We start from the raw sequence: 15,380 nt of genomic DNA on the forward strand, positions 1-15,380 counted from the left end.
TTCCCGACCAGGCGATTGCGTGCGGCATTGGCGCCGCAGCCCTGATCCACAATGAGGCCAGTCATGCACCGTTACCGCAGCCACACCTGTGGCGCCTTGCGCAAATCCGACGCCGGCTCGACCGTCCGGCTTGCGGGCTGGGTTCACCGCGTGCGCGACCATGGCGGCGTGCTGTTCATCGATCTGCGCGACCATTACGGCATCACCCAGATCGTCGCCGACCCCGACAGCCCCTGTTTCGCCAAGGCCGAAACGGTCCGATCCGAATGGGTGCTGCGCATCGACGGCGAGGTCAAGGAACGTGCCGCCGATCTCGTCAATGACGACCTGCCGACCGGCGAGATCGAGCTTTACGCACGGGATCTGGAAGTGCTGTCCAAGGCCGACGAACTGCCGCTGCCGGTGTTCGGCGAACCGGACTATCCCGAGGACATTCGCCTCAAATACCGTTTTCTCGACCTCAGGCGCGACACTCTGCACGCCAACATCATGACGCGCACCAAGGTGATCGCCTCGATGCGCCGGCGCATGGAAGAAGCCGGATTTGCCGAGTTTTCGACGCCGATCCTGACCGCCTCGTCGCCCGAGGGCGCCCGCGACTTTCTGGTCCCCTCGCGCATTCATCCGGGCGAATTCTACGCGCTGCCGCAGGCGCCGCAGATCTACAAGCAGCTGCTGATGGTCTCGGGCTTCGACCGTTATTTCCAGATTGCCCCCTGCTTCCGTGACGAGGACCCGCGCGCGGACCGGCTGCCCGGCGAGTTCTACCAGCTCGACCTGGAGATGAGCTTTGTCGAGCAGGACGATGTGTTCGAGGCGATGGAGCCGGTGATCCGGGGGGTCTTCGAAGAGTTCGCCGACGGCAAGCCGGTGACGCCCGAGTTCCGCCGCATCCCGCATGACGAGGCGATGCTGAAGTACGGCACCGACAAGCCGGACCTGCGCAACCCGATCACCATGGAAGACGTCTCCGAGCACTTTCGCGGCTCGGGCTTCAAGGTGTTCGCCAACATTCTGGCCAACGATGCGCGCGGCGCCGTCTGGGCCATTCCGGCACCAACCGGCGGCAGCCGCGCCTTTTGCGACCGGATGAACTCCTGGGCGCAGGGGCAGGGGCAGCCCGGCCTTGGCTACATATTCTGGCGTGAGGAAGAGAGCCAGGTCGTCGGCGCCGGTCCGATCGCCAAGAACATCGGCCCCGAACGCACCGAAGCGATCCGCCTGCAGCTCGGCCTGAAGGCCGGCGATGCCTGCTTTTTCGCAGCCGGCGATCCGCGCAAGTTCGCCTCCTTTGCCGGCGATGCGCGCACCCGTGCGGGCGAGGAACTCGATCTGGTCGACCGCGACCGGTTCGAACTGGCCTGGATCGTCGATTTCCCGTTCTTCGAGTGGGACGAGGAGGAAAAGCGCGTCGATTTCGGCCACAACCCCTTCACCATGCCGCGCGGCGGCCTGGGCGCGCTGGAGACCGAAGACCCGCTGTCGATCAAGGCATGGCAGTATGATCTGGTCTGCAACGGTTTCGAGATCGCTTCCGGCGGCATCCGCAACCATCTGCCCGAGGTGATGGTCAAGGCGTTCGCCATTGCCGGTCTCGATGGGAAAGTGGTCGAGGAGCGCTTCGGCGGCCTTTACCGGGCGTTCCATTATGGCGCGCCGCCCCATGGCGGCATGGCCGCCGGTGTCGACAGGATCGTCATGCTGCTCGTCGGCGCCAGGAACCTGCGCGAGGTGACGCTGTTCCCGATGAACCAGCAGGCGCAGGACCTGTTGATGGGCGCGCCGGCGGAAGCCAGCCCGGCACAGTTGCGCGAACTCAATTTGCGCATCAATCCGCAGGCGAAAGCGCCCGCCGACTCATAACAATTCCGTCAGGGACACGAACCTGAGCCGGGCGGCGGCAGGCCGCCTGGCCACCGGTCGCCCTTACCGGTTGGCGGTGATCGACACGGCCAGCGTCGAGATCAGCGCTTGTGGCGCACTCATGGCGACAGCCATGATCTGCGCCACCGGCACCGCGCTGGTCGGCTCGGCGGCGATACGCAGCGTCCCCGGATCGTCGAGGAACTGCCCGATCGCGGCCGTCGCCTCGGCGGCAAAGGCAGGATCCTGCAGCTGTGCAAGGCCGATCGGCAGGACGCCCTTGGCCATGGCGATGACATTGGCGCGGTTCATGCCCTGCTGCTCGCCGACGAAATCCAGGATGCGGTTGGTCAGCGAATCGTCCCGGATCTCGATGCTGATCGCGTTGATCTCGATCTGTTGCATCAGTCCGAGCATCGCCATGTTCATCGCTTCCGAATTCTGCTCGGCCATCTGCAACTGCATCTGCTGCATCGCGCCAACCAGTTCAGGCGTGTAGCCGCCAATGTCGAACGTCATTTCAAGCGACGCGGCATCGTCGACGTCGTAGATCATCTCGTCGAGCGCGAGACGGCCGGTGCCGGTGTCCCAAGATCCCTTCGAAGTGACCGTGCCGCGCAGTTCCTCGTAGCCGAGCGCGGCCATGGTTTCGCGGGCCTGTGCCTCGGGCAGCTTGGTCATGTCGGCAACCATGCCGTCCACATTGGCATCGAACGTCATGACGCCGCCCGGCTCGTACCCGTCCATGGTCGTGCTGGCGCCTTCCATCGAGAAGATCGTGCCCTCGGCGTCCGAGATGGCCAGCGCGCCCGCTTGGGCCGATTCGAACAGGCCGGACCGCAGGATCGGATCGGACACTTGCGGGCCGGCAATCAGATAGTCATTGATCTCGCCGCCCTCGAACTCGACCGTCACGCCGTCCGTCGTCTGCGAGATCGGCGCGATGGCGATCCGGTCGACGAGATAGGAACCGCCGTCTGCCTCGGTGACGTTCTCGAGCACATAGTCGCCCAGCGGGAACGGGTCGGTCTCCGGTGTCGCGCGCATCTTCAGGCCGGCAATCGCCACATCGTCACCATTGGTCTGAACACCCGCCGCTTCCAGCTTGATGCCCTGCAGCGCAAACTGCGTCGCCAGTTGCTCGAAGACATCGGCACCGTCGATATCGGCAAGGGCCGGCGGCGCGAATGCGGTCATTGTCAGCGCAATGGCCGATGCGGACAGCAGCGGGCGGGAAAAGATCATCGGTTTATCCTTCATTTGAACCAGAGGTGTGTCCTATCCGATCCCGATCCGGACCGGCTGTGCACAAGCACACACAGACTTGGCATGCGTCAACGCGATCTAAAGGGCGGAATCCAACACCAATATGGCAGCCATCGCGCCGCTTGTCTTTTGTGATGTGACACGGGCCGCAGGGAGGTTCCAACACTTGCCGCAAATCAGCTATAGGAAAAACGGTTGAACCCATGGGCGCACTTACTGAGATGAGCATCTTCCTGTCCGCACGCATCATGCCGGCCCTGCGGCCGGTTACGGTTTGGCTGGTGGCCGTCTTGGCTGTCGCCGTCGTGGCCCTGGCCGCCACGCCGCCGGCAAACGCGATGCGCACCATTGACGGGGTGACCTACTCGCAAGGGCTCAAGCTCGACGTGCACGTGCCGGAAAATGCGCGTCGCGGCCTGTTCGCCCGCAAGCATCCGGTGGTGCTGTACGTGCATGGCGGCGGCTGGGTGAAGGGGGACCGCAAGCGGGTCTTCTCGATGCCGCAATGGCTGACCTCGCGCGGCTACATCTTCGTTGCCATCGACTACCGCAAGGTGCCACGGACCGACATTGACGGCCAGGTGCGCGATGTGGAGGCGGCCATAAGCTGGGTCCGCCGCAACATTCGCCGCTACAATGGCGATCCGAACCGGGTGGTCCTCATGGGGCATTCCGCCGGCGCGCATCTGTCCGCACTCGTTGCAGCGCAGGGCAAGGCCAACGGGCTGCGCGGCGTAATCCCCAACGACGTGCAGGCCTACGATCTTCTGGCCTATGCAACCAAGCGCGGCTCGATCGGCCCGATGTTCGGCACGGCCTTCACCAACGAACCGCCCAACTGGATTCGCTGGTCGCCGGCCACCCATGCCAAGCGCAACGGACGCCTGCCGCCGCACCTGATCCTGTATTCGCGCAGCCAGGGCGAACGGCGCCGTTCGATCTCGATCGGCTATGCGAACCTGCTCAAGGGGCGCGGCACCGACGTGACCGTCTTCCACGGTACCGCCTATTCTCACGGCGCCATCGCGGCCCGGCTCGGCCGGCCGGGCGATCGTGCGACCGCCGCGATCGAGCAGTTTCTGGCACGGGTGACACGCTAGCCCTTGTCGACAGCCCTTTTCGGGTCGGCTACCAATCGGCATCAGCGGTTCGAACGGGAGATTCGCCATGGACACGGTGATGCCGGACATCCACCCCGCCAAGCGCATCGAGGCGCGCGTCGATGGCCTCTTCAAGTCGGCGGGCGACGATTTCGTCACAAGCCCCGTCGAGACGCTGGAACTGACGTTCGAGGGTGTTCCCGGCGATCTGCACGCCGGCATGACGCGGGGGTCAGGCGGTCGCGAACCCTGGTACGAGCGCGGCACCGAAATGCGCAACGAGCGGCAATTGTCGATCGTCGCCCGCGACGAGCTGGAAGCGGTCGCCGCCGACATGGAGCTGCCGATGATCGCCCCCGAATGGATCGGCGCCAACATGACGCTGGCCGGGGTGCCAATGCTGTCCATGCTGCCGGCCTCGACGCTTTTGTTCTTCGAGGGCGGCGCGACGGTCAAGATCGACATGCAGAACGGCCCGTGCCGAGTCGCCGGCGACGCCATCGCCCGCCATGTGGGGCGCGAGGGCGACCAGCATATCGCGCTCGGCTTTCCCAAGATCGCCAAACGCCGCCGCGGCGTCGTCGCCTGGGTGGAAAAGCCGGGTACGGTCCGGATGGGCGAGAGCGTCCGCGTGCAGCTGCCCGAGCAATGGGTTTATCCCGTCTAGCGACGCCGGGAGTCACCTGAGGCGGGATCGCAATGCGCGGGCGGACCCTTGATCCGCTTGCGCCAAGAGGCAGGTCGTCGGATGAAACAGAAGGCAGACCCGGCGCGGGCCGACAGGGTGCCTTTCGCCGTCACGGTCATCGTCTTCACCGTGCTGATGCTGTCGCTGGGCGATGCGCTGATCAAGTTCACCAGCGGCGAGTTCGTGATCTGGCAGATCTTCGTTCTGCGCTCGCTGATCGTGCTGCCGGTTCTGGTTGGCCTTTTGTGGTGGACCGCGCGCGATTCGCTTTCCCTGCCTCCGTCGCTGGGCTGGGCCATAGTGCGCAGTGCCCTGCTGGTCGGAATGTGGATCGCCTATTATCTGGCGCTGCCGAGGCTCGATCTGTCCGTGGCAGCGGCGGTCTACTACACGCTTCCCATCTTCATCACGCTGTTTTCGGCACTTTTTATCGGCGACCGCATCAGTGCGGCAGGGTGGGGCGCGGTCTTTCTGGGCTTTGTCGGCGTGCTCCTGATTTTGCGCCCCGACGCGGGCGACTTCAACCCGTACGCCCTGCTGCCGCTGGTGGCCGCCATATTGTATGCGTTGGCAATGATCCTGACACGGACGCGGTGCCGCGCCGTCCATCCGCTGATGCTGTCCCTGCTTTTGAATGTCACCTTCGTCGTGGCCGGTCTGGTCGCCACGGCGGTGATTGGGCTGTCGGTCGTTGACACGCGAGACGGGTTCCTGCTGGGGCCCTGGGCCGCCATGGGGGCTGGCGAATGGGCTGCCATGGCGCTTCTTGCCTGTGCGATTCTTGTCGGCAGCGTCGGCGCCGCGATCGCCTATCAGAACGCGCCGCCGGCGGTGATCGGGACCTTCGATTTCGGCTATGTGGCCTTTGCGCTGGTCTGGGGATTCGTTTTCTTCGCCGAGGTGCCGGACGTCTGGTCGCTGACCGGTATGGCGCTGATCGTCATTGCCGGCGTGATCGCGCTGCGGCAATAGCCGGCTTATCCGTCCGCGCCGACACCGTCTTCGTCCGCATCGAGGAACCGCGTCGCCTGCCACCGCCGCAGCACCGCATTGACCTCGTCGAGCACGAAAAAGCGCGCCGCATCCCTGTCATAGCCCTCGTCGAGCAACGCGTCATAATCACTGTGCGTGTGCCTGATATGGGTGATGGTGGCGAGCCAGACGGCCCGTTGGGCCGGCAGGCCGCGCATGTGCGGTCGGGCGACCAGCGCCTTGATCGCCAGCGCGTCCTCAAGCGGCATCAGCGGCGCCAGCCTTTCAAGCGCTTGCGAGACGGCGGCCTGGCGCTTTGTCGTCATCGGCATGACCCGGCAGCGGAGCAGGGCACGCAATTTGCCGGCGATGTCGCATTTGCATATTGTCGGCGTCGCCGAAATGATATAAACATATGCTTATGTCTTTTTCGAACGACAATGAAACCCTGTTCGGCGTCGATGCGATGGTCGAGCATCTCAAGTCGGCCGCCGAGCCGAGCCGGCTGCGCATGCTCAAGCTCTTGGCGGAAGCGGATCTGACCGTGTCCGACCTGACCACGATCCTCGGCCAGTCGCAACCGCGCGTGTCGCGGCATCTCAAGCTGCTGCTCGAAGCACGGCTCATCCGGCGGCGCCAGGAAGGGTCCTGGGCGCTGTTCCGGCTGGCCCATGACAGCCCGCAGGGCGCGCTCGCCGCCGACATACTGACGCGCATCGATCCGGCCGATCCCGTTCTGGCGCGCGATGCCGAGCGGCTGGCCGACGTCAAGCGCCGCCGCCGCGACGAAGCGTCGGCCTATTTCTCCGCCAATGCCGAAAGCTGGGATTCGATCCGTTCGCTGCACGTGCCCGAGCGCAAGGTCGAGCAGGCGCTTGTGCGCCTTGCCGGTGACAGGCCGTTCAACGCGATGCTGGACATCGGCACGGGCACCGGTCGCATGCTCGAAGTGTTCGCCCCGCGTTTCCGCTCGGCGGTCGGGATCGACACCAATCGCAACATGCTCAACGTCGCGCGCGCCAATCTCGATGCGGCGGGTCTGGTCAATGCCGAGGTCCGGATGGGCGATGTGTTCAACATGCCCGTCGAGCGCGACGCATTCGATCTGGTGACCATCCATCAGGTGCTGCATTTCCTCGACGACCCTGCCGCGGCGGTGGCCCAGGCCGCGCGCAGTCTTGCGCCCGGCGGGCGTCTGATGATCATCGATTTCGCGCCGCACGATCTCGAGTTCCTGCGCGAGGAGCATCAGCATCACCGGCTCGGCTTCGACACCGAGACCGTCGCCTCATGGTTCGAGGCCGCCGGCCTTGAGAACATACGTGCCGAGGCGCTGCCGTCGGCCAAGAGCGATGGCGACGGCCAACTGACGGTGATGATCTGGTCGGCCGACGATCCGCGCTACGTCATTGCAGATGAAAACGGTCCCGCTCGGGACACAACGGAGGCGGCGTGAAAGCCGCGGCGACATCATGACCGGAAGTGTTTTTTCAAGGACCCAGCGCGTCGCCCTGAACGACGACATCCGTGTGTCTTTCGAATTCTTCCCGCCCAAGAACGAGGCGATGGCGGCAACGCTTGCCGACACGATCGAGAAGCTCGCCCCGCTCAACGCCGATTTCGTCTCGGTGACCTATGGCGCGGGCGGCTCGACGCGCGAGCCGACGCAGCGGACGCTGGCCCATGTGCAAAAGCAGGGCGGCATGGACGCCGCCGCGCACATCACTTGCGTGGGATCGACGCGCGACGAGACCGATGCCGTCATCCGCGAATTCGCCGCGATGGGCATTCGCCGCTTCGTGGCGCTGCGCGGCGACCCGCAGACCGGCATGGGCACTCGCTACGTGCCGCATCCGGGCGGTTACGAGAATGCCGCGCATCTGGTGGCCGGCCTCAAGGCTTTCGGCGACTTCGACATTTCCGTCGCCGCCTATCCCGAAAAGCACCCAGAAAGCCCCGATTTCGCAACCGACATCGACATGCTCAAGCGCAAGGTCGACAATGGCGCGGCGCGCGCGATCACCCAGTTCTTTTTCGACAATGACGGCTATGAGCGCTTCGTCGAGCGTGTGCGGCGCGCCGGCATCTATGTGCCGATCGTGCCCGGTATCCTGCCGATCCACAATTTCCGCGCGGTCTCCAACTTCGCCGGCAGGTGCAAGACGCACATTCCGGCCTGGCTGGCCGAGCGGTTCGAGGGGCTGGAGAACGATCCGCAGACCCATGCGTTGATCGCATCGGCCATCGCCGCCGAACAGGTGCTCGATCTCGTCGATCGCGGCGTGCGCGATTTTCACTTCTACACCATGAACCGGCCCGATCTCGTCTTTGCCGTCTGCCGGCTGATCGGCGTGCGCGAAGAGCATGTCGATGCGGCCGCCTGAGCGCCGTTCACAATTCGCAGACATTGTGTTGCTGAAACCCGATCTTTCGTGAACGGCCAGAGTGGCTATCTCTCCGCCCATCGCCCGCACCCGGCGGGCCTAACGGAGATCAGAGCACGATGGCCCATATTCTTTCTGTCCAGTCGTCCGCGCGGAACGAAGGCTCGCAAAGCCGCGCGCTCAGCGCCGAGCTGATCGATGCGCTCGGTGGCACTTCCGAGCACACGATCGTCGTTCGCGATCTGGCCGAACCGATCCCGCAACTCGACGAGAAATGGCTTGGCGCAAACTGGACGCCGGCCGAAGAGCGCAGCGACGAACAGGCGCGGGCGCTTGCCCTGTCGGACACGCTGATCAGCGAACTCGAAGCCGCCGACACGATCGTCATAGGCGTACCGCTCTACAATTTCTCCGTGCCCGCTGCGCTCAAGGCCTGGATCGACCAGGTCGCCCGCGCCGGACGCACCTTCCGCTACTCCGAGAACGGCCCGCAGGGGCTTCTTGAGGGCAAGCGCGCCTTTGTCGTCGTTGCAAGCGGCGGCGTACCGGTCGACAGCCCCGTCGATTTCGCAACGCCCTATGTGCGCCAGGTGCTCGGTTTCATCGGCATCACGGATGTGACCGTGATCGCCGCCGACCGCCTCGTCCAGAATGCCGATGGAAGCCTCGCTGCCGCGCGCGCGGCGATTGCCGAGGCCGCTGGCGCACGCAACGCAATGGCCGCCTGACATAAGCGGCCCAAACTCTCTGACGATTACGGGCCGTACGCGCGTTTCATCGCGCGTACGGCCGTGTTGTTTTGATTGTGTGGATTTACAGGACGCCGAATACCAGCGCGCCGACAAAGACAAAGGCTGCACACACAAGTACGACGTTCAAAGAGCGTGTCAGATCCATCGGGACCTCCCTCGTGTATTACCCCTTTAGTGTAGGTTCTGTGACGGGCCACGCAACACAAATCGTTGCTGCAATGCAACAGACAAGCGGGAAAAATCTGTCTCCATTTGGCACAACTGCCCGAAATTGCTGGGCGTGCGCGCCTGCTGCCGCTGTGGGAAAACTTTTGTTCCCGCGTGTGGACATCCGTGAAAGATGTCGCATTGACCGGGCCGGTGGCAGGTCTAGTTTCGAGACAGTGATCCTCGGCAATCGCAGGCCCGTCCATGCCCAAACTGATAAGGTTCGTGGTGATAAATTCCGCCATCGGCGTGCTGATCGGCTGGGCCATCGCGGCGGGCCTTCTGTGGATGAACATTTCCGGCCTTGGCGACATGTTCATGCATTCCGACGCCAAGCCGGCGGTCATCGCCCTCTTGTTCATGAGCTTCGGCGTCACGTTCGGCTTTGCCTATCTGGCGACGGCGGTGATGCTGATGCCCACCGCCAAGGACGATTTCGACCGGTTGTAATCGGCTGGTTAGCGCGTTGCCACGTCCAGCCAGTCGCGCCACTGGTTGCGATTGCCGGCAAAGACGTTGATGTCGGTGTCGCCATTGACGCCCGGCACCAGGCCGGTGCCCGTATATTGCCAGAACGCCCAGTCGCGGCCCGGATAGGTCACGCGCGGATGCGCCTTGACAGAGCGTAGCCAGAAGACCTCCTCGTCCATGTGTCCGGCCAGATTGTCCCGGTGGAAATCGACGGTCGTATAGATGATCGGCCGCTTGCCGTAATGGCGCTCCAGCATGTTGAGAAAGATCGTCATCTCGCTGCGCACCGTGTCGGCCGGCGGACGCAGCCGGCAGGTCGGCGACTTGTGGTTCCACTCGACATCGAGCACATGCGGCAGCGCGCCGCGCTCGCGCGGCACGTTGCGGATGAACCAGCGCGCCTGCCGCCTGGCTGACGTGCAGAAATAATAGAAATGATAGGCGCTGCGCGGCATGCCCGCCCGCCGCGAATCGTGCCAGTTGCGCATGAAGGCGTCGTCGAGCATGTCGCCGCCTTCGGTCGCCTTGATGAAGGCGAACTCGATGCCTGCCCGGCGCACCGTGGGCCAGTCGATCACACCCTGCCATTTGGAGACATCGATCCCGTGCACCGGAAAGCCGAACGGCGCGCCGCCTTCCCATTCATGCACCGGATCGCTGTCACCGTAGCGCGGCGTCGCCGCCGCATAGGTGGAATCAAGCGATTGGGTGAGCGCGGAATAGTCGACCTTGGTGCAGCCAGCGGCTGCAACGGCCATGATCGCGGCACAAATGAGCCCGGCCAGTCGCGTCATGAAAACGTCCGTTTGGTTGTCGCCCCGAAAACGGTTTATAGCGCCCAGCCGGGTGAAATCCAGCCTGTGCGCCGCAGTTGACCTTGCAGGCACCACCGTTAAACCTCCGTTAACCATAAATGAAGGCGCAACGCCGATGCGTATCCTCAAAGCCCTCGTTCTGATTGTGGCAGTGCTCGTGGCCGGAGGGTTCGGCTATCTGTTTTTCGCGCCGCCCGACCTCATTCGCGTCGGCGCCAACTATGCGGCCAAGATCGTCTGTTCGAACGTCTTCCTCGCCGGCCGCGATGCGCAGGAGGTGCTGACCGTCGATGTGCAGGCGCCCGGCCATCCGCTGCTGAGGCTGATGCGCGTCGATGTGGACGAAGAGGCTGGCACCGTGCGCACCGGCCTGTTCGGGCTGATCGGCGGCGGGTTGGCGGTGCGCCGGCCGGGGCAGGGCTGTTCGTCGGTGCCCGAGGGCGGCGTGGATCGCCTGATCGAACGGCCGGCACCCAATCGCACAGCGCTCGCCACCGGTTCGATGTGGCCTGCCGGCAGCCAGGTGGAATTGCCGGTGAACGAGGCACTCGATGCCGTTCTTAACGATCCGGCGCTGACGGGCCCGGGCATGCGGGCGATCGTGATCGTCAAGGGCGGTGCGATCATCGGCGAGCGATATGCGGACGGGTTCGCACCCGACACGCCGCTTCTGGGCTGGTCGGTTTCCAAGACCGTGACCGGCGCGCTGATCGGCCGGGCGATCCGCGAGGGGCGGCTCGACCTCGATCAGACGGCCAGCTTCGAGGGCTGGGACGGCGACGGGCGCGGCGGCATCACCCTGCGCGACATGATGGGCATGGCGCCGGACCTTGCGTGGAACGAGGGCTACGGATCGGTCTCCGACGTCACGCGCATGCTCTATCTGGAGCGCGACATGGCCGGTTTCGTCGCCGGCCAGCCGCGCGACGATGATTCGCCCGAAGGTGTCGGCGATGTCTTCGAGTATTCCTCCGGCACCACCGTGCTTCTGTCGCGCCTGTGGCAGGATAGTTTCGACGATCCGGCCGAAGCGGTCTTTTGGCCCTATGCGGCGCTGTTCGACCCGCTCGGCATGACGAGCGCGGTGATGGAAATGGACGCATCGGGCACATTCGTCGGCTCGTCCTACATCTATGCGACCGCGCGCGACTGGGCGCGCTTCGGCCAGTTCATGCTGCAGCGCGGCGTCTGGAACGGACGGTCGCTGCTGCCGGTCGGCTTTGTCGACTGGATGGTGACGGCGCATCCGGCGTCCGATGGCGTCTATGGAAACGGGCAGGTGTGGCTTCGCGCTGCCAATGCCTGGATGGAGGGCGACAATCCGGACCTGCCCACCGACGGCTTTTTCATGAACGGCCATGACGGCCAGTCCGTGTCGGTCATTCCGTCCGAGGATCTGGTCGTCGTCCGGCTGGGGCTGACGCCGACCGATCAGCGCTACAAGGTCGCCTATCTGATCGAGGCGGTGATCGGCGCGCTGGACCCCTAGGGTCAGGACCGCCGCCGAGGTGAGGTCGGCGGCGGCGCGGCTGTTGGCGGAAGAGGGGCCTACCAGCCGAACTGGAACGTCGCGCCGGTTTGGCCGCCGGACTGGCTGACATGGCCGCTCGTGCCTTGGCCGAACTGGAACAGGCCATGGGCGTTGCCGTTGCCGTTCTGCGTCAGCGTGCCTTCATGGCCGTTACCTTCCTGATGGACGATGCCCAGATTGCCCGAACCGTTCTGGATCAGGCCGGCCGCATTGCCGATGCCGTTCTGGGTGATCGAGCCGTTCTTGATGCCGTTGGCGATTGCAAAAAGGCCAAGCCCGGCGCGCATGGCATGTTCGGCATCGGCCGAGCCCGGCGCAATCGAGATCGAGACCGAGCCGCCGGCATGGGCCGGCGCCAGCGGGGCGAGGGTGCCTGCGGCGATGGCGGCGGCAGCGGCAAGGGCGGTAAGGCGGGTGCGGGTCATGGGATAGTCCTCCGATGGGTTTTGCGATGTTGAAGCCACCTTGCAGGCCATCGGCTGAACCGGTCTGGAACCGTCCGTTCATCGGGCGTTAACCAAGTTCCTTAACCCGCCGTAAACGAAAACAGCCCCGCCGATGGGGCGGGGCATTCCTGTTTACGGTGCGAGATGGGTGTCGGTCAGATCACTCCGCCGATCCGTTCGGCGCAGCGGTAGCGCTGGCCGTCCGCCTTGACGTCGAGTTCGACATCATAGGCGCCGCCGGCCGACAGCATCACCATGCCGAGCGTGGTCGGTCCGCTGGGGCCGGCATAAAAGCTCGAGCCCTGCGAGATGTTGGTGCTGCCGCCGCGTCCGACGCTTTTGACTGTGAACGTGTAGGTGCCGTTCACGTCGGTATCGGCATGCATGACGCCCTGAAGGCGCACCATGCCGCGCTGGTCGTCGGCCTGGATTTCGCAGCGCACGGGGTCGGCGTTGGCATTGTCGGTGTCGCTGGCTATGGCCGAGCAGCCGGTGGCCAGCGTTGCCGCCAGAAGTCCGGCGGCTGCCGTGAGACGTTTGTCGGTCATGTCGTTCTCCTTTCGTGGTGCGGGTTGGCCGGAGGAAGCGGTCCGCTCCCCCCGGCGCTCGCGATGGGCGTTTGCGTGCCGTTAGGGGCAGGTCTGGACGAAGGCGGCGACATTGCCGCTGCCGGCCTGGGTGACGTCGGCGTCGCACCCGTTGCCGACCTGGACACCGGCGGCGACGTTGCCGTTGCCGTCCTGGGTCAGGATTGCGTTGTGGTTGTCGCCGAACTGGCCGATGCCGCCGGCATTGCCATGGCCGTTCTGGCTGGTTTCGGCATTGTTGTTCCAGCCGCTTTGGCCGGTTGCGGCGGTGTTGTTGGAGCCGAACTGCTCAATGATCGTGTTGTTGAACACGCCGTCCTGGAAGACGCCGAGCTTGTTGTTCCAGCCGGTCTGGCCGCCGCCGGCGGAATTGCCGAAGCCGAACTGGTCGATGCTGACGTCGTTGGCCATGGCGGGAGCGGCGAAGGCCGAAGCGATGGCAACGGATGCTGCGATGATGAGTTTGCGGGACATGGACGTTCTCCTTTGACTTTGGTTTGCGACGCTCGTTTTCGAGGCGTTAACCATGTCTAGGAGAGGCGGGCGGAACCGCCGCTGAACCGGTCGTTCAGTTTGCGTTCACCATGTTCGGACGGCGGCCCTCGGTCCGGCGCCGGCGGTGAGAAGCCGAAAAGCGGCTGTCAGATCGCGGCGGTCTCCACCACCGTTGCAAGAAGGCGCCGAAGCTCGCCCGCCTCCTTGTCGCCGAGCCCCTGCGTCAGGTCGGCATTGACCGCCTTGACGATCGCGAACATCGCCGGTGCCATATCCAGCGCCTTTTCGGTGGCGTGGATCTGGTGGGCGCGGCGTGAGGAGGGATGGGCGTCGCGCACCAGGAGCCCGTCCGCCTCAAGCCCGTCGATCGCCCGGCTGATCGCATAGGCCGGCATGGCGAACAGCCGCCCGATTTCGGCCTGGGTCATGCGCCCGTGCTCGATGACGGTCATCAGGATTGCGAATTGCTGTAGGGTGAGCCCGTGTTCGGCCAGCCGCGCATTCATTGCGTCGTCAAGCCGTCGCGCCAAGCGCTGTATCATCCATCCCATCGAGTTTTCGCGACTGAGACGCGCGCGCATCGAGATATCCATACTCCGGTTCTTTCAGATTGCGTCAGACTCACAACATTTGCAATTGCAACAGTTGCATATGCATGATAAGAGCTGTCCGTGACTTTAAGCCCGGCGGCGCGGGCTGCCCCCCAAAAGGAAATTCCCATGAAGACAGTTTCGCTTGCCATCGCCGTTTCACTGCTCGGCGCGGCCATGCCGGCCCTGGCCGCGGATGGAACGCCCGGTCGTGATGTGGCCGGTCACCTCGTTCAACGCGGTCGATGAGGATGCCAAGGGCTACGCCCACATGGGCGACATGGAGAAGTTCCGCCAAGGCGTCTTTGCCGGTATGGACTATGACAATGACGACCGCGTGGACTTCGCGGAGTTTTCCGCCTGGGATGTCGGCTTCGAAGAGGCTGCGTTGGAAGAAGGCAAGCCCGAGGCGATCTTCACCGCACGGCGCATTCTGTTCGCCCTGTGGGACCGCAACGGGGATGGCCGGTTGACCCAGTCAGAGCATCGCTTCGCGCTGTCGCAGGATTTTCGCCGCGCCGACATCGATGACGATTCGGTGCTCGATCAGGACGAATATCTGATCGGCTACAGCGTCAATCTCGTCATGCGCGCGGCGATCCGGCCCGACATTGACGTATCCGCACAATAACGCCAACCAAAGACCGGAGGCCATTGCCATGTCCGCACCGACCCAACCGACACGCTATCATCCCTTTTTGGTCACCCTGCACTGGCTGCTGGCGCTGATGATCGGCGTAGCCTTGTTCGCCGGGGGCGTTCTGCTTGCCGAAACGCCCAACTCCGATCCCGACAAGATCTTCATGCTGCGGGCGCACATGTCGATCGGTATCCTGATCCTGCTTCTGATGCTGGTTCGTCTGTTCGTCCGGCTGCGCACCAGCAAACCCGCCCACGCCGCCACGGGCAACCCGATGCTCGACAAGGCCGGCACCTGGACCCATTGGGCCTTCTATCTTTTCGTGATCCTGATGGCCGGCTCCGGAATCGGTATTTCGGTTCTGGCCGGCCTGCCGCCGATCGTCTTCGGCGGATCGGGCGATCCGCTGCCAGCCGATTTCTGGGCTTATCCGCCGCGCTATGCGCACGCTATCATCGGCAATCTTCTGCTGGCGCTGATCGTCCTGCACATCGCTGCCTTCGCCTGGCACCAATGGATCAGGAAGGACGGCCTTTTCCGCCGCATGTGGTTCGGCGACCGTCAGTCTTGACG

At 64.4% G+C, this 15,380-nt stretch carries 18 protein-coding genes; 11 read left to right on the forward strand and 7 right to left on the reverse strand.

Annotated elements, in window-relative coordinates; genetic code table 11:
• The first annotated feature begins 63 nt into the window (after positions 1–63).
• Positions 64–1,863, forward strand: coding sequence for an aspartate--tRNA ligase (gene aspS / locus ACOQOU_RS15820; RefSeq protein WP_306024669.1), 1,800 nt, complete (start codon positions 64–66; stop codon positions 1,861–1,863).
• 63 nt (positions 1,864–1,926) lie between these two features.
• Here the strand turns inward: aspS and ACOQOU_RS15825 are convergent, their stop codons facing one another.
• Entirely contained in the window at positions 1,927–3,108 is a 1,182-nt protein-coding gene (locus tag ACOQOU_RS15825) for a hypothetical protein (RefSeq protein WP_306024670.1), read from the reverse strand.
• Between the two features lie 224 nt (positions 3,109–3,332).
• Between ACOQOU_RS15825 and ACOQOU_RS15830 the strand changes: the two genes are divergently transcribed.
• The 3 genes from ACOQOU_RS15830 (at position 3,333) to ACOQOU_RS15840 (ending at position 5,889) form a co-directional block, all read left to right on the forward strand.
• Complete coding sequence (locus tag ACOQOU_RS15830; protein ID WP_245412883.1) at positions 3,333–4,229, forward strand: alpha/beta hydrolase; 897 nt, start codon at positions 3,333–3,335, stop codon at positions 4,227–4,229.
• A 67-nt stretch (positions 4,230–4,296) separates the two neighbouring features.
• Complete coding sequence (locus ACOQOU_RS15835) at positions 4,297–4,896, forward strand: MOSC domain-containing protein (RefSeq protein ID WP_306024671.1); 600 nt, start codon at positions 4,297–4,299, stop codon at positions 4,894–4,896.
• Positions 4,897–4,977: 81 nt separating this feature from the next.
• A complete protein-coding gene (locus ACOQOU_RS15840; protein WP_306024672.1) occupies positions 4,978–5,889 on the forward strand; it encodes a DMT family transporter in 912 nt (303 codons plus the stop codon).
• A 5-nt stretch (positions 5,890–5,894) separates the two neighbouring features.
• Here ACOQOU_RS15840 and ACOQOU_RS15845 read toward each other — a convergent pair whose 3' ends face one another.
• Positions 5,895–6,221 (reverse strand): DUF2293 domain-containing protein, encoded by a 327-nt coding sequence (locus tag ACOQOU_RS15845; protein WP_109766154.1) that lies wholly within the window; start codon positions 6,219–6,221, stop codon positions 5,895–5,897.
• A gap of 89 nt (positions 6,222–6,310) precedes the next feature.
• Between ACOQOU_RS15845 and ACOQOU_RS15850 the strand changes: the two genes are divergently transcribed.
• From ACOQOU_RS15850 to ACOQOU_RS15865, 4 genes are all read left to right on the forward strand, one after another.
• Positions 6,311–7,345: an ArsR/SmtB family transcription factor gene (locus ACOQOU_RS15850; protein ID WP_306024875.1), complete on the forward strand. Its 1,035-nt coding sequence runs from the start codon at positions 6,311–6,313 to the stop codon at positions 7,343–7,345.
• A gap of 16 nt (positions 7,346–7,361) precedes the next feature.
• Positions 7,362–8,273 (forward strand): methylenetetrahydrofolate reductase [NAD(P)H], encoded by a 912-nt coding sequence (gene metF, locus ACOQOU_RS15855; protein WP_109766156.1) that lies wholly within the window; start codon positions 7,362–7,364, stop codon positions 8,271–8,273.
• 119 nt (positions 8,274–8,392) lie between these two features.
• Complete coding sequence (locus tag ACOQOU_RS15860) at positions 8,393–9,001, forward strand: FMN-dependent NADH-azoreductase (RefSeq protein WP_306024673.1); 609 nt, start codon at positions 8,393–8,395, stop codon at positions 8,999–9,001.
• Between the two features lie 456 nt (positions 9,002–9,457).
• Complete coding sequence (locus tag ACOQOU_RS15865) at positions 9,458–9,682, forward strand: hypothetical protein (RefSeq protein WP_420578740.1); 225 nt, start codon at positions 9,458–9,460, stop codon at positions 9,680–9,682.
• An 8-nt stretch (positions 9,683–9,690) separates the two neighbouring features.
• Here the strand turns inward: ACOQOU_RS15865 and ACOQOU_RS15870 are convergent, their stop codons facing one another.
• A complete protein-coding gene (locus ACOQOU_RS15870; RefSeq protein ID WP_109765912.1) occupies positions 9,691–10,497 on the reverse strand; it encodes a GH25 family lysozyme in 807 nt (268 codons plus the stop codon).
• Positions 10,498–10,633: 136 nt separating this feature from the next.
• On the opposite strand from ACOQOU_RS15870, the gene ACOQOU_RS15875 reads away from it, so the two are divergent.
• Positions 10,634–12,007 carry a serine hydrolase domain-containing protein gene (locus tag ACOQOU_RS15875; RefSeq protein ID WP_306024675.1) on the forward strand — a complete coding sequence of 458 codons (1,374 nt, stop codon included), beginning with the start codon at positions 10,634–10,636 and terminating at the stop codon, positions 12,005–12,007.
• Between the two features lie 59 nt (positions 12,008–12,066).
• On the opposite strand, the gene ACOQOU_RS15880 is transcribed toward ACOQOU_RS15875, so the two are convergent.
• From ACOQOU_RS15880 to ACOQOU_RS15895, 4 genes are all read right to left on the reverse strand, one after another.
• Positions 12,067–12,474: a curlin gene (locus ACOQOU_RS15880; RefSeq protein WP_109766157.1), complete on the reverse strand. Its 408-nt coding sequence runs from the start codon at positions 12,472–12,474 to the stop codon at positions 12,067–12,069.
• A gap of 176 nt (positions 12,475–12,650) precedes the next feature.
• Positions 12,651–13,043 (reverse strand): curli-like amyloid fiber formation chaperone CsgH, encoded by a 393-nt coding sequence (gene csgH, locus ACOQOU_RS15885; protein WP_109765914.1) that lies wholly within the window; start codon positions 13,041–13,043, stop codon positions 12,651–12,653.
• 81 nt (positions 13,044–13,124) lie between these two features.
• Positions 13,125–13,556 (reverse strand): curlin, encoded by a 432-nt coding sequence (locus ACOQOU_RS15890; protein WP_109765915.1) that lies wholly within the window; start codon positions 13,554–13,556, stop codon positions 13,125–13,127.
• Between the two features lie 167 nt (positions 13,557–13,723).
• Complete coding sequence (locus ACOQOU_RS15895; protein ID WP_158585251.1) at positions 13,724–14,107, reverse strand: MarR family winged helix-turn-helix transcriptional regulator; 384 nt, start codon at positions 14,105–14,107, stop codon at positions 13,724–13,726.
• Between the two features lie 256 nt (positions 14,108–14,363).
• On the opposite strand from ACOQOU_RS15895, the gene ACOQOU_RS15900 reads away from it, so the two are divergent.
• Both ACOQOU_RS15900 and ACOQOU_RS15905 read left to right on the forward strand, forming a co-directional pair.
• Positions 14,364–14,798 (forward strand): hypothetical protein, encoded by a 435-nt coding sequence (locus ACOQOU_RS15900; RefSeq protein ID WP_306024677.1) that lies wholly within the window; start codon positions 14,364–14,366, stop codon positions 14,796–14,798.
• A gap of 28 nt (positions 14,799–14,826) precedes the next feature.
• Positions 14,827–15,378 carry a cytochrome b gene (locus tag ACOQOU_RS15905; RefSeq protein WP_109765918.1) on the forward strand — a complete coding sequence of 184 codons (552 nt, stop codon included), beginning with the start codon at positions 14,827–14,829 and terminating at the stop codon, positions 15,376–15,378.
• The last annotated feature ends 2 nt before the right edge of the window (positions 15,379–15,380 follow it).

The sequence above is a fragment of the Oceaniradius stylonematis genome, assembly GCF_965223445.1.
Taxonomy (GTDB): Bacteria; Pseudomonadota; Alphaproteobacteria; order Rhizobiales; family Rhizobiaceae; genus Roseitalea; species Roseitalea stylonematis.